General features: G+C 58.8%; 11 protein-coding genes. 6 read left to right on the plus strand and 5 right to left on the minus strand.

The annotated features are described in order from the left end of the window. Positions 1-83: 83 nt before the first annotated feature. The 3 genes from ACIQY3_RS07510 to katG all read left to right on the plus strand — a co-directional run bounded on the left by ACIQY3_RS07510 (position 84) and on the right by katG (position 4,828). The gene (locus tag ACIQY3_RS07510) at positions 84-1,151 is read left to right on the plus strand and encodes an NAD(P)-dependent alcohol dehydrogenase (RefSeq protein ID WP_403018253.1); all 1,068 of its coding nucleotides are present in this window, start codon (positions 84-86) and stop codon (positions 1,149-1,151) included. Between the two features lie 196 nt (positions 1,152-1,347). Continuing rightward, positions 1,348-2,199 (plus strand): class I SAM-dependent methyltransferase, encoded by an 852-nt coding sequence (locus tag ACIQY3_RS07515; RefSeq protein WP_403018254.1) that lies wholly within the window; start codon positions 1,348-1,350, stop codon positions 2,197-2,199. Positions 2,200-2,572: 373 nt separating this feature from the next. Continuing rightward, on the plus strand, positions 2,573-4,828 hold the full coding sequence (gene katG, locus ACIQY3_RS07520) for a catalase/peroxidase HPI (RefSeq protein ID WP_403018256.1): 2,256 nt from the start codon (positions 2,573-2,575) through the stop codon (positions 4,826-4,828). Between the two features lie 464 nt (positions 4,829-5,292). On the opposite strand, the gene ACIQY3_RS07525 is transcribed toward katG, so the two are convergent. Next, the gene (locus ACIQY3_RS07525) at positions 5,293-5,907 is read right to left on the minus strand and encodes a hypothetical protein (RefSeq protein WP_403018258.1); all 615 of its coding nucleotides are present in this window, start codon (positions 5,905-5,907) and stop codon (positions 5,293-5,295) included. Between the two features lie 500 nt (positions 5,908-6,407). Here ACIQY3_RS07525 and ACIQY3_RS07530 point away from each other — a divergent pair, with 500 nt between their 5' ends. Continuing rightward, a complete protein-coding gene (locus tag ACIQY3_RS07530; RefSeq protein WP_403018259.1) occupies positions 6,408-6,629 on the plus strand; it encodes a hypothetical protein in 222 nt (73 codons plus the stop codon). 154 nt (positions 6,630-6,783) lie between these two features. On the opposite strand, the gene ACIQY3_RS07535 is transcribed toward ACIQY3_RS07530, so the two are convergent. The 4 genes from ACIQY3_RS07535 to ACIQY3_RS07550 all read right to left on the minus strand — a co-directional run bounded on the left by ACIQY3_RS07535 (position 6,784) and on the right by ACIQY3_RS07550 (position 11,327). After that, positions 6,784-7,002, minus strand: coding sequence for a hypothetical protein (locus ACIQY3_RS07535; RefSeq protein ID WP_403018260.1), 219 nt, complete (start codon positions 7,000-7,002; stop codon positions 6,784-6,786). A gap of 61 nt (positions 7,003-7,063) precedes the next feature. Further along, positions 7,064-8,086: an AbrB family transcriptional regulator gene (locus tag ACIQY3_RS07540; protein WP_403018262.1), complete on the minus strand. Its 1,023-nt coding sequence runs from the start codon at positions 8,084-8,086 to the stop codon at positions 7,064-7,066. Between the two features lie 73 nt (positions 8,087-8,159). Then, positions 8,160-8,570 (minus strand): low affinity iron permease family protein, encoded by a 411-nt coding sequence (locus tag ACIQY3_RS07545; protein ID WP_403018264.1) that lies wholly within the window; start codon positions 8,568-8,570, stop codon positions 8,160-8,162. Between the two features lie 177 nt (positions 8,571-8,747). Then, positions 8,748-11,327: an EAL domain-containing protein gene (locus tag ACIQY3_RS07550; RefSeq protein ID WP_403018266.1), complete on the minus strand. Its 2,580-nt coding sequence runs from the start codon at positions 11,325-11,327 to the stop codon at positions 8,748-8,750. Positions 11,328-11,690: 363 nt separating this feature from the next. Between ACIQY3_RS07550 and ACIQY3_RS07555 the strand changes: the two genes are divergently transcribed. Continuing rightward, complete coding sequence (locus ACIQY3_RS07555; protein ID WP_403018267.1) at positions 11,691-12,911, plus strand: helix-turn-helix domain-containing protein; 1,221 nt, start codon at positions 11,691-11,693, stop codon at positions 12,909-12,911. A 35-nt stretch (positions 12,912-12,946) separates the two neighbouring features. Beyond that, positions 12,947-13,576 carry a PQQ-binding-like beta-propeller repeat protein gene (locus ACIQY3_RS07560; protein WP_403018269.1) on the plus strand — a complete coding sequence of 210 codons (630 nt, stop codon included), beginning with the start codon at positions 12,947-12,949 and terminating at the stop codon, positions 13,574-13,576. The last annotated feature ends 37 nt before the right edge of the window (positions 13,577-13,613 follow it).

The raw sequence follows: 13,613 nt of genomic DNA on the forward strand, positions 1-13,613 counted from the left end.
ACCGCCCCTGTCATCCACTTGAACGATTCAGCAACTACGCTACTCCTCTTGTATTCAACATCTGACTCAAAAAGGCGATCGCAATGACCAAGACTTACAGCTATGCCGCGCAAGGCTCCAAGGACTCGCTCAAGCCTTTCACCTTCGAACGTCGCGCCCCGGGCGCTGATGATGTGCAGATTGATATCCTCTATTGCGGCGTGTGCCATTCCGACTTGCACACGGTAAAAAACGAGTGGCACAACACCTTGTATCCGTCGGTGCCGGGCCATGAAATTGTCGGTCGGGTGACCGCTGTTGGCGCGAATGTCAGCAAGTTTAAAGTCGGTGATCTGGCTGGTGTTGGTTGCATGGTCGACAGTTGCCAGCACTGCGCATCGTGCGCGGAAGGCGACGAGCAGTATTGTGAGAATGGCTTCACCGGTACTTACAACGGTCCAGTGTTTGGTGGTGAAAACACGTTCGGCGGTTACTCGGACAATATCGTGGTGAAGGAGAAGTTCGTTCTGCACATCTCCCACGGTGACGCCAATCTGGCCGCTGTAGCGCCGTTGTTGTGTGCCGGCATCACCACGTATTCGCCGTTGCACCACTGGAAGGTCGGTCCTGGCAAAAAAGTCGGCGTGGTCGGTCTCGGTGGCCTGGGGCATATGGCGGTGAAGATTGCCCATGCCATGGGCGCGCATGTGGTGTTGTTCACCACGTCGCCGAACAAGCGTGAAGATGGTCTGCGCCTGGGCGCCGATGAAGTGGTGGTGTCGAAGAATCCGGACGAGATGGCCAAGTTTGCCAACACCCTGGACTTCATCCTCAACACCGTCGCCGCACCGCATGATCTGGACGCGTTCCTCGGGCTGCTCAAACGCGATGGCACGATGACGCTGGTCGGCGCGCCGGACAGTCCGCATCCGTCGCCATCGGTGTTTAACCTGATCTTCAAGCGCCGCAGTCTGGCCGGTTCGTTGATTGGCGGGATTCAGGAAACCCAGGAAATGCTGGATTTCTGCGCCAAGCACGGGATTGTTTCGGATATCGAGATGATCAACATTCAGGACATCAACGAAGCCTATGACCGGATGTTGAAGGGCGATGTGAAGTATCGGTTTGTGATTGATATGAGCAGCCTCAAGAAAGAAGCGAATGCTGCCTGATTGAGGGTTAATCAACCCTGCTTGAAGTAAGAGAAAAACCCGCTGGAGCCATCAAGGCCCAGCGGGTTTTTTTGTGGATTTTGTGAATGGATGGTGGCGCGTGGCTACTGTAGTATCGCCCGGCGCTGGGCCTGTCGACGATGAAATGGTGTTGCATGGGCAAATGGAGCTACTTAATGGCTGACAAGGATATGGAATGAGTTTGCCAATTGATTTTTCTGCTGAGCAATACCTTGTTTTACACCCTGACGTGCGATTGGCCGGCATTGATGCTGCCGTTCATTATGTGAACTGGGGCCAGGGAGAAGGGCGTCCTTACAAACCCAGTCCTGATCCTCTTCTTTCCAAAGTCAGGGGTGAGTTCCATTTCGATGGATTGAGGACCGTACACAATCACGACTTCATGAGCGACCCACGTTACATCGCAGCTTATGACCGTGGCATTCAGGCTTCCGGCACTGACTATCAATGGTATTGGCGTGTTCACATGGGGCTGTGGGCGGCACGTACCGCCGCGAATCGCCCAGGTGATTTTGTCGAGTGTGGCGTCAATTACGGGTTTTTAAGTTCAGCGATCATGGCGGATCTGGACTGGGACTACACCGGCAAAACGTTTTATCTGCTGGACACTTACTCCGGTATCGACGATCGGTTTTTGTCCGCCGAAGAGAAAACGGGCGGTGTTTCGGGCAAAAGCCAGAAGTGGGTCGGCGACGGCACTTACACGTCGAATATTGATGCCGTGAAAGCCAACTTCTCGGAATGGTCGAATGTGAGGATCATTCAGGGTTCAATCCCTGAAACGCTGACCCAGATCGACTCGACCCAGATTGCTTATTTGCACATCGATATGAATTGCATGTTGCCTGAAGTCGCTGCCCTGGAGTTTTTATGGGATCGCCTGGTGCCAGGCGCGATCGTTTTGCTGGATGACTACGCGTTCTTTGGCTATCAACCGCAAAAGGACGGGATGGACGAGTGGGCTGCCAACAGGAACATTGCGATCGCCAGTCTGCCAACGGGGCAGGGGCTTTTGATCAAGCCATGACGGCATGACCGTTGCGCTATGGAAACCCTCTAGCGCGACGGGATCTCACCCCTCCCGCCGAACAAAAGATTCTCCCTATCACGCCCTAACACTGCGCCTATTAGCAGTCCCCTCCAGACGGTCTAGTCTTACCGTTGCGCTGGCGCAAGCTGGCCGCTTAATACCTGATGAAAGAGATAAGAAAGAGTCACAGGCTTGCCGTGGGCCCGCGTGCTGGCGAATCGATCGCCGATTTCTGGAATTCCCGTGTGGCCACATTGGGCAGTTGATGGAACTGCCTGGCCCAGCAGCCTATGTCCTTGATTTCACTCATTGCTATTGCAGGCCCGTCGGGCCGGGTAGCTGGATGAACACGACCAAAGGTAGCTCTTACATGGCAACTGAATCGAAATGCCCGTTCAATCACGCCGCTGGCGGTGGCACGACGAACCGCGACTGGTGGCCGAATCAACTGAACCTGAAGATCCTGCACCAGCACTCGTCCCTGTCCGATCCCCTGGACGAGGGCTTTGACTATGCCGAAGCGTTCAAAAAACTGGATTTTGCGGCAGTCAAAGCGGATTTGAATGCGCTGATGACCGATTCGCAAGACTGGTGGCCGGCGGACTTCGGTCATTACGGGCCGTTCTTTATCCGCATGGCCTGGCACGCGGCCGGTACGTATCGCACCGGTGACGGCCGTGGCGGCGCGGGTTCCGGCCAGCAGCGGTTTGCGCCGCTCAACAGTTGGCCGGACAACGTCAGCCTCGATAAGGCGCGGCGGCTGCTGTGGCCGATCAAGCAGAAGTATGGCCAGAACATTTCCTGGGCTGACCTGATTGTCCTCACCGGCAACGTGGCGCTGGAGTCCATGGGCTTCAAGACTTTTGGTTTCTCTGGCGGACGTCCCGATGTGTGGGAGCCGGACGAGGACGTGTACTGGGGTTCCGAGACCAAGTGGCTCGGCGGCGACACCCGCTACGACAAGGCAAATCCCCCCGTGGAAGCGCCGGGTGACGGTCCTCTGGTAGCCGAGCCGGGGAAAAACGAGGAGAGCCGTACCGACCACGGTCGCAACCTTGAGAACCCGCTGGCCGCCGTGCAAATGGGCCTGATCTACGTCAACCCCGAAGGCCCGGAAGGCGAGCCAGACCCGGTCAAGTCCGCCCTGGACATCCGCGAAACCTTCGGCCGCATGGCCATGAATGACGAAGAAACCGTGGCGCTGATTGCTGGCGGCCACGCCTTCGGTAAAACCCACGGCGCCGGGCCTGCCGACAACGTGGGCGCGGAACCGGAAGCGGCGGGCCTCGAACAGCAAGGCTTTGGCTGGAAGAACAGTTTCGGCACCGGTAAAGGCCCCGACACCATCACCAGCGGGCTGGAAGTGACCTGGACCACCACGCCGACGAAGTGGAGCAACAACTACCTGGAAAACCTGTTCGGCTTCGAGTGGGAACTGACCAAAAGTCCGGCAGGCGCGCATCAGTGGACGCCGAAAAACGGCGCGGGCGCCGGGATCATTCCGGACGCTTTCGATCCGTCGAAACGGCGTAACCCGACCATGCTGACCTCGGACCTTGCCCTGCGCTTCGACCCGATCTACGAGCCGATTTCCCGGCGCTTCCTGGCCAATCCCGACCAACTCGCCGACGCATTCGCCCGCGCCTGGTTCAAGCTGATTCACCGCGACATGGGGCCGCTCTCGCGCTACCTCGGCCCGGAAATGCCGGCCGAAGAATTGCTGTGGCAGGATCCGATTCCGGACCTCGACCACGAGGTGGTCAACGACAGCGACATCGCTGCACTGAAGAGCAAAGTGCTGGCCTCGGGGCTAAGCGTTTCGCAACTGGTTTCCACTGCGTGGGCGGCGGCGTCCACTTTCCGTGGCTCGGACAAACGCGGCGGCGCCAACGGTGGACGCCTGCGTCTTGAGCCACAGAAATCCTGGCAAGCCAACCAGCCCGATCAACTGGCCAACGTGCTGGGGAAACTCGAAAGCATCCAGCGCGAGTTCAGCAACGGTGGCAAGAAAATCTCCCTGGCCGACCTGATCGTGCTGGCGGGCAGCGCAGGCGTTGAACAAGCGGCGAAAAATGCAGGGCACAACGTGACAGTGCCGTTTACACCGGGGCGGATGGACGCGTCGCAAGAGCAAACTGACGTCGAATCGTTCGGCTTCCTCGAACCGATCGCCGACGGTTTCCGCAACTACCTCAAAACCCGCTACAGCGTACCGGCCGAGCACCTGTTGATCGACAAGGCCCAGCAACTGACCCTCACCGCGCCAGAACTGACCGCATTGATCGGCGGCCTGCGCGTGCTCAACACCAACGTGGGCCAGACCAAGCACGGCGTCTTCACCCAACGGCCAGAAGCGCTGAGCAACGACTTCTTCACCAACCTGCTGGACATGGGCGTGGAGTGGAAACCGACGTCGGATGCGCAGGAACAGTTCGAAGGACGTGATCGAAAAACCGGTGCAGTGAAGTGGACGGCGACCCGGGTTGACTTGGTCTTCGGTTCACACGCGCAGTTGCGCGCGTTGGCGGAGGTGTATGCCAGCAGCGATGCGAAGGAGCGGTTTGTTAAGGACTTTGTGGCAGCGTGGGTCAAGGTCATGAACCTCGATCGGTTTGATTTGAAGTGATGTAAAGCTGCAAAAAAGCCCGCTGAACCGGTGACGGTCAGCGGGCTTTTTTTGCCCGGGATTACACAAACCCTGTGGGAGCGGGCTTGCTCGCGAAGGCGTCGTGTCAGTCGACATTCATATTGGCTGACCCACCGCCTTCGCGAGCAAGCCCGCTCCCACAGGGGATGCGGTGATCTGATCCGTATTTTCCAGCGCCTCTGCCTCTGTAACCAGATCAGCCCCAGTCCCACAATGCCTCACCGGCCCGGCCGCCTGAAGTGAACACACTTCACTGCGCCTGTTGCGCCGCAAACTCAAGTGGTAGGAGGCCTTATGGCTAAGATGGCGATTTTCCTGGGTGGGTTTCTGGTGCTGACCATTTTGATTGGTGTCCTTGCCACGATTTCTCCGACGTAAAGACACAAAAAGCCCGCTGAACCGGTGACGGTGAGCGGGCGTTTTTGTGCGGGGGGATCTTCGTGTTACTCGCCTCCGTACATCAACTCCAGACTGTCAATCCACGCGTCAGTAGCGCCGTACTTCGTGAAGTAAGCGTTCTTTTGAGCCTTGTTCAAACCAGTAAAAAACGGCAAGAAATAGCTGTCGTTGTAGTAACCGTTCGCGCCTTGCATGTTGCCTCCCCACCATGAAGGGTTATAACCCTCAAACGCTATCCACGGTGGGGGAACGGCGAAACGCTCACGATGAATAATGTCCAGAAAATCGACGCTGTTCGTGACCAGTCGTACGGTTGTGGAATTAAAGGCATCGTTGGAGGTGAAACAGACCAGATGTTGGTTTTTGGGGTTGTTTGCGTATTGCTGGACGGGGAGGTGGTTGAATCGCTTTTCAGTCTCGTAGCTGAAGTTTGATTCGACGAGAGCCCAAAAAATACCCGCGTCTTCGTTGTCGATCAGAAACGAAGAGTAATAGGCCGGGATGCCGCTGTTCTCCAGCGATGCCGCTTGAGGGTAGGTCGTCATAAAATCTGTTAAAGGCTTGTCAAAAACAGCCTTCAATTCAGAGATGGAATATCCGACGATTTGTTCTTCTGGCCGTTGCTTCAAAACGGTTTTGAAACGACTGAAAAGGCTCATAGGCCAACTTCGATCCTGGAGATTAAAATCCGTTTTTCAGCGCAGACAGATGGGCGTGCTGCTCTGCTATCCACGCATCAGGGTAGGGCTCCGAGTCTTCCAGGAACTCGGTTCGGTACGTTCCGAAATCCTGAAAGTCGTAGTAAATCTGCATGGCCTCAACATGCGACATAGCCCAGAACACCCAGACGCACTCACTGCCAGGCTCGCACAAGCTTCTGGCAGCATCGCCGCTCGGACCGAGGGACATACAGGAGGACAGGAACTGACCCTCTTCGTCAGAGGATAGCCAGATTTCGTGGTAGTACCGGTTGGGCATTGGGAGTGCTGTATCGATTGGGATGGAGGTTTATGGCATGTGTCGCGTTTAATCTCAAATGTTATGACAAAAATAATACCGAAAATACATCAGCACACTTACTGTTCCCGTTTTTGCCAACATGTTATTAGGTGGTATACGATACATAGAGTATTAAATTTTACTAAGATAAGGCGCTGCTATGCATACTTGTACTATTGCCGTGGATCATCTTCCAGGCCATGCAGATGAAAACGATTTTGAGACTGCTGTATGCAATGAGTGCGTAGAGGAAAGTGCAGCACAGGATCAAATGAATGAATCAGGAATTCTTGATGTTCAAATGTGGGATCCAGACCTGGGAGATAGATGTTATTTCTGCGATAAGACTGAAGAAGATGAGCGTCTTGCTGACGGAGAATAAGGTCGGCGAGGTACAGGCGGGTTGCCCAATAGGAGAGGGCGTTGCACAACGACCCGCTTAGAAAGCCCCGTTCCTTTCCAGAGACCGGGGCTTTTTTGCATCTTGAAGTTCAAAAAATCGCAGCTTTCGATAGCTCCTGTCTCGGCCGCAATTGCTAGTTGCCATCCGCAACTTTACGCTCAATCTCATCAACCTTCCGCCGCAACTCCTCGGCCTCCTGCTCTTTAACCCGGGTCGAAGACGGCGTGATGGTTTCACCGACAGCACGACTGTCGCTGTCCCCATCCTCAAGATCTCTCTCCACTACATTCACCGGTTTGCCCGACACATCAGTCGGCGGCGCGTTCGGCGTTGCTTTCGAATCTTCGTTCATCTCGCATTCCTCCATTGACCGTAATCATTGGAGGCATCGATATCGCGGGAGTTCGAGTTTTCTACGATTCGCTCTCACGCCAGCGCCGCGCCTGGACCAGCACCGCCGGGGCAAAGTGCAGCATGACCATGCGCACCAGGTGGTGGGTCAGGATGAACACCACATTCAGCCCGCCACTGAACGCGACGATGGCGATGGTTTCGATGGCGCCGGGCATGTAGGCCAGCCACAACGACAAGGGGTCGCTGCCCAGCACTCGCGAAGCCGCGACAGCAAACACTGCGGCGATGAGGATCATCAGGGCGACGGACATCACGCCGGAGCGGCCGTGGCGGATCAGATCCGCCAGGGAAATATCCTTGAATTTCGAGCCAATCAGCGTGCCGAGGATGACGGTGGCGAAGTTGACGCTCCAGGCCGGCATCTGGAAGTCCGGCAGGAAACCCATCTTGACGTAGATGCCGGTGGCGACGATGGCGGTGAGCATGAACGGTGCCGGGACGCCGATGCGCAGCAGCACGCGACCGATGCCGATGCACAAGGCGATCAGCGACAGCACGATCACCAGGGTGCCGGTGAGCAGCGGGGCTTCTTCGGTGAGCAGCAGGTTGGGTTGCGCCGGGATGAGAAAACTGACCAGCACCGTGATCGAGAGCAAGCGCACCAGGTGCACCACGATCACTTTGCCGGACGCTCGCTCTGACTCCAGCAAATCGAACACCGCGGCGAGTGCGCCGGGGTAGACGGCGAGCAGCGAGTCCTTGAGGTTCCAGCGCGAAATCTTCAACAGCCAGAACCCGGCCGCCGTGATCTGCAACGCCAGGCACACAAACAAAAAGCCCAGGCTCGGCAACATCGCGGCGGCGGTGTGGCTGTCCCAGGCCTTGAACATCAGGCCGGTGGCGATTCCCAGCACGACTTGTACGTAGCCGAGGCCCAAGGGCAGGGTGGGCGCGAAACGCAGGTTGCTGACAATCAGCGCGCTCCCGAGTATCGAGCCGAGCAGCAGGCCATGGGGCACGCCGGCATATTGCAACGCCGTGCCGACGCCCGTGGCGATCAGCAAACACAACAGGGTTTTCATGAGTCGTCCTTGATTCTAGTTGTTTCCCAATGTTTCAAAGCATGCACTTTCTCCCATTGATCCGTGTGCAGCGTCAAGCAGAAGGCGATGCGCTCGGCTGATCTGCCTGTGCAGCGGGCGTCGGAATCTGCATCGGCTCGCTTTCTCCCATCGTGCTGTATTGCTCGCGCAATGCGCGCAGTTCCTTGGTGCCGAGCTTGTCCAGGCACAGCGCCGCGTTCTGCGCTTCGTGGGTGGCGCGAAGCAGTTCGTCAATTTTCAAATGCAGAATGTCGTTGTCGCGGTTCTGGGTGTTTTGGATCAGGAAAACCATCAGGAAGGTGATGATGGTGGTCGAGGTGTTGATGATCAGTTGCCAGGTGTCGTTGTAATGGAAGTACGGCCCGGTGCATGCCCAGATGCCGATCAGCGCGATGGCGAGCAGGAACGTTTTGGAGCTGCCGGCCCAGTTGGAGAGGGATTGACAGAATTTTGCGAATTTCATGGCCGTGGTTCCTGAGAGTTGGTGAACCATGGACTGCGGCGAGTTCTTGAAATTCTTTTTTACATTTAGACAGTCCGACGAAACGTCTTTTTTTTGGCTGGAGGTGTCTGGCTTGCGGTGTGTGGAGACTTTTAGGGGCCTCTTCGCGGGCAAGCCTCGCTCCTGCAAAGATCTTGGTTAGGGGCGGGATTGACTGAGCAGTTTGCTGAACGCTTGTTTGTCGACGGGGCGGCTCATGTAGAAGCCTTGTACTTCGTGGCATTGATCGGCGCCGAGGATGTTCAGTTGTTCTTCGGTTTCGACGCCTTCGGCGGTGACGGTCAGGCCCATGGCTTTGCCCAGGCCGATGATGGCCTGGACCACGGCGCGGTCATTGCCCCCGCTGCCCATCGAGGCGATGAAGCGTTTGTCGATCTTGATGCCGTCGAACGGGTAGGCGCGCAGGTAGCCCAGTGAGGAATAGCCGGTGCCGAAGTCGTCCATGTTCAAGCGCACACCGAGTTCCTTGAGGGCGTTCATGGTGGTGAGGGCGCCGTCGATGTCGTTGAGCATCACGTTTTCGGTGATCTCCAGTTCGAGGCGGCTGGCCGGGAAACGGGTCTCGACCAACACCTCGCGCACGTCCTCCACCACGTCGCTGCGGGCGAATTGCGCCGGGGACAGGTTGACCGACAGCAGGATGTCGTCGGGCCAGGTCAGGGCGGTTTCGCAGGCTTCGCGCAGGACCCAGCGGCCTAGCGGCACGATCAGGTCGGTTTGCTCGGCCAACGGAATGAACACGTCCGGCCCGAGCAGCCCTTGGGTCGGATGCTGCCAGCGGACCAGCGCTTCCACCGAGACAATTTCCTTGCCGTCCACTTTGTAGCGCGGCTGGTAATGCAGCACGAATTCGTTTCGTTGCACCGCCAGCCGCAGGTCGTCCTCCAGTTGGCGGCGATGCTGGATCTGGTCGCTCATGTGCGCTTCGAAATAGCACCAGGTGTTTTTGCCGTCGGACTTGGCCTTGTACAGGGCGATGTCGGCGCAGCGGATCAATTCGCTGGGCAGGTAGCCCTGGCGGCGACTGAGGGCGATGCCCAGGCTGGCGCCGATATGCAGGGCATGGGTTTCATAGTGGATGGGCTGGTGCAGGCTTTCGATCAGGCGGGTGCAGAACTTGTCGACCTCACTGCGGCTGTCCATGTTGTGCAGCACCACGACAAACTCGTCACCGCCGAGCCTGGCCACGATGTCATGGTCGCGGGTGCACTCGCGCAAACGTGCGCCGACTTCCTGCAACACCGCATCGCCGGCGGGATGGCCGAGGGAATCGTTGATCGGCTTGAAGTTATCCAGGTCGAGCATCAATAACGTCAGGGGCGCCGAGTGCTCCTTGAGCAGCAAGGCGTCTTCCAGGTAGCGCGCAAGCTTGTTGCGATTGGGCAATCCGGTCAGCGCGTCGTGCATCGACAGGTGCTGGATCTGCGCGTGGGCGGCGACTTCATCGGTGATGTCGCTGGCCGTCCCGCGATAGCCAATGACCGTCTCGTTATCGAAAATCGGGCGGGCAGATACCCGGCAGTAGCGCTGTTGACCGCTTTGATCGCGGTAGGTACAGCGCAGGTCGCTGTCACTGTTTTCCTCGGTCAGTTTGTTCAGCCAAAGGGCCAGCGGGGTGGTGTCGCAGTACAGCAATTGCTCGATGTTTTGTCCCAGCCATTGCTGATCGGAAAACCCGGTCACAGCGCTGAAGCGTCCCGACAAATAGGTGATGAACTGGCGCTGATCAATTTCCCAGATCCAGTCGGACGCCGCTTCCGCCACCGCGCGAAAGCGTTCTTCGCTGGCTTCCAATGCGTGATTGGCGGTTTCCAGCGCCTGGTTGGAGGCTTGCAACACTTCATAACTGCTGTCGACGTACCGGGACGAGCGCAACGCATAGCGAAAGAAATAAGCGGTGAGCAACATCAGCAACACCAAGGTCCCGCCCAGGGTTGGCAACAGCGACCACAACAGATGTTTGCCGGGCTGGTCGAGTTCGGCGATCAGGCTGTAGCCGGTGCTTTCCAGCGGGACTTGCTGCTGGTCTTTGGCGAGGGTGCCATCGAGGGCGAGGTTCAAATTTGCCAGGCCATAACTGGCGCCCAGGGTATGCAGTTTGGGCGCGGTCAGTTGATCGATGAACACCAGGACGGACGTGCTTTTCGGATCTTCAATCGGACGCTCGTCATTCGGCATGATCGCCTCGGCGGTCAACAACGCGGGCGCTCCCTCGAACATCGTGTACAGGCTGATCGGTTTGGTCAGTTCAGCCTGGCTCTGAACCTGATCGATCAGCGCAGCGGCGGACGCTGTCAGGTAACTGGAAAATTCCCTCTGGACCAATTGCCCGCGAATCACCGCGTATTTGGTGTGCCCCCGGTCGAGTACGAAAACGCCCTCGTAGCCATCGCTGGAGAACATCGTCTTGCCCATGTTTTGCTGGGTGTACGCCCAGTCGGTGTCCACTTCACCGTTCAAATGGTCATAGGCGGACGTCCAGTAGGCATAGCTGGTGATGTAGTTTTTTGACGCGGTGATGCGGTTTTCCAGCGCGCGTGCGGTGTAGAAGCGGGTGTCGTTGATGTCTTCGGCGTCGAGGCCGGTGGCGATGCTGAACAGCGCAGCGACCACCATGCAGACGCCGAGGACAAACAGAATGCCCATCGCAAAGGCCAGTCGCCGGGTCACCAGGCTTTGTCGGGTGGGGGCGGGGGCCGTATAGGCTGAAACGTCCATGCACTCGTCCTTGATCCATTGTCGCGGCACCTGGGCGTGACCTGCTTGTTGCGAGGGTCAGGCTGCCCAGCGATCCAGTCATCCGCGACTGTTGGTGATGCATCTATGGGCGTGAGTATAGGTCGCGTGGGGGCGAGCGTCGGGGCCATCCTGGGTTTGGCGTTGATTGTCACGGCCTCTTCGCGAGCAAGCCCGCTCCCACAGGGGATTTGTGTACGCCACAGATCCAATGTGGGAGCGGGCTTGCTCGCGAAGATGGCTGCCCAGCCACCAAAAATCCCGGATCAATTCGAGGTCCGCCATCCTGAGATAGACTCACTACGGTGCATCAACCGGCAGGAGTGACAATGTGACGCGACTCAGATGGATTCGTTGATCACGGCGGCAGCGCGAGCACTGGCGGCGGGTGATCCCCTCGGCGCGCTGAACCGGGTTGCCCTGCGCGAAGACGCGGCTGCGCTGGCACTGCGGGGCATCGCCATGGCGCAGCTCGGTGATCTGGTGCGGGCCAGGGCGCTGGTGCAGCGAGCGGCGCGGGCCTTCGGGCCGAAAGAGGCGTTGGCGCGGGCGCGGTGTGTAGTCGCCGAGGCCGAGATTGCGTTGGCATCACGGGAACTCGGCTGGCCGGTCAAGAAGCTCGACACGGCGCGCCGGACCCTCGAAGCCCATGGCGATTTCGTCAACGCTGCCCATGCGCGGTATCTGGAAATTCGACGCTTGCTGCTGATCGGGCGCCTGGATGACGCGCAGCACACACTCGCCGAACTCGACCCGGCGCCATTGCCGCCAACCTTGCGCGCGGTACATGAACTGGTGGTGGCCGGGATCGCGATGCGGCGCCTGCAATCCAACACCGCGCAGGCGGCCCTGACCCGCGCCGAAGCGGCGGCCCATGACGCCGCGATCCCGGCGCTGACCGCCGAAGTCGAACACGCCACCCGAATCTTCGATACGCCCGTCGCGAGGCTGATTGCCCAGGGTCAGGAACGGCCACTGTTGCTGGCGGAAGTTGAAGCGTTGCTCGCCTCAACCTCGCTGGTGGTGGACGCCTGCCGCTACAGCGTGCGCGGCGCCGGCATGTCGGTGTCCCTGGCTTCGCGCCCGGTGTTGTTCGCCATCGTTCGTGCGCTGGCGGAAGCCTGGCCGGGGGACGTGTCCAGAGAAACGCTGATCGCCCGAGCCTTTCGCCTGAAGCTCAGCGATGAATCCCATCGCGCCCGTTTGCGCGTCGAAGTCGGGCGCCTGCGAGCGGCGTTGGAGCCCCTGGCCAGTGTGACCGCCACTCCGAGCGGTTTTGCGTTGGTGGTGCGGGGTGAACGCGACGTGGTGCTGCTGGCGCAACCGGTCGAGGAGAAATACGCCGCGCTGTTTGCGTTCCTCGCCGACGGTGAATCCTGGTCGAGTTCCGCCCTGGCGCTCGCCCTCGGCATCAGTCAGCGCTCCGTGCAACGGGCGCTCGACACGCTGGCGGCGGACGCCAGGGTGCAGTCATTCGGACGCGGTCGGGCGCGACGCTGGATGACCCCGCCGGTGCCGGGTTTCGCGACGACTTTGTTACTCACGGCGCCGTTGCCCAGTGATTAGGATCACCTCACCAACCCGTGACTGAGGAAGCGATCATGAAACACTCAACAGCCGAAATACTCCGTGAATATGGACCTTTTGCCGGAGTCGACGCCGTGCATGGCGTGACCTGGGACGGTCAGCGCGTGTGGTTCGCCAGCGGCGAAAAACTCAACGCCCTCGACCCGGCCAGCGGCCAGACCTTGCGCTCGATCGACATCACCGCCGATGCCGGAACCGCGTTCGATGGCGAGCACCTGTTCCAGATCGCCGCCGACCGCATCCAGAAAATCGACCCCAAGACCGGCCATGTTCTCCACACCATCCCCGCGCCCGGCAACAGCGATTCGGGCCTGACCTGGGCCGAAGGCACGCTGTGGGTCGGCGAATATCGCGACCGCAAGATTCACCAGATCGACCCCGAGACTGGCGCGATCCTGCGCACCATTGAGTCCAATCGTTTTGTCACTGGCGTGACTTGGGTCGAGGGCGCGTTGTGGCACGGGACGTGGGAGGGCGATGAGAGTGAGTTGCGGCGCGTGGATCCGGCCACGGGCGAGGTTTTGCAGAGCGTGAAAATGCCGGCGGGGGTTGGGGTTTCGGGGCTGGAATCCGATGGTGCGGATCAGTTCTTTTGTGGCGGTGGCGGGAGTGGCAAGGTGAGGGCGGTGCGGCGGCCGAGATGAGATCACATCGCCGATTTTGGTGGTGGCTGTGAGGCCG

Source organism: Pseudomonas sp. NPDC096950, from assembly GCF_044762525.1.
Lineage (GTDB): Bacteria > Pseudomonadota > Gammaproteobacteria > Pseudomonadales > Pseudomonadaceae > Aquipseudomonas.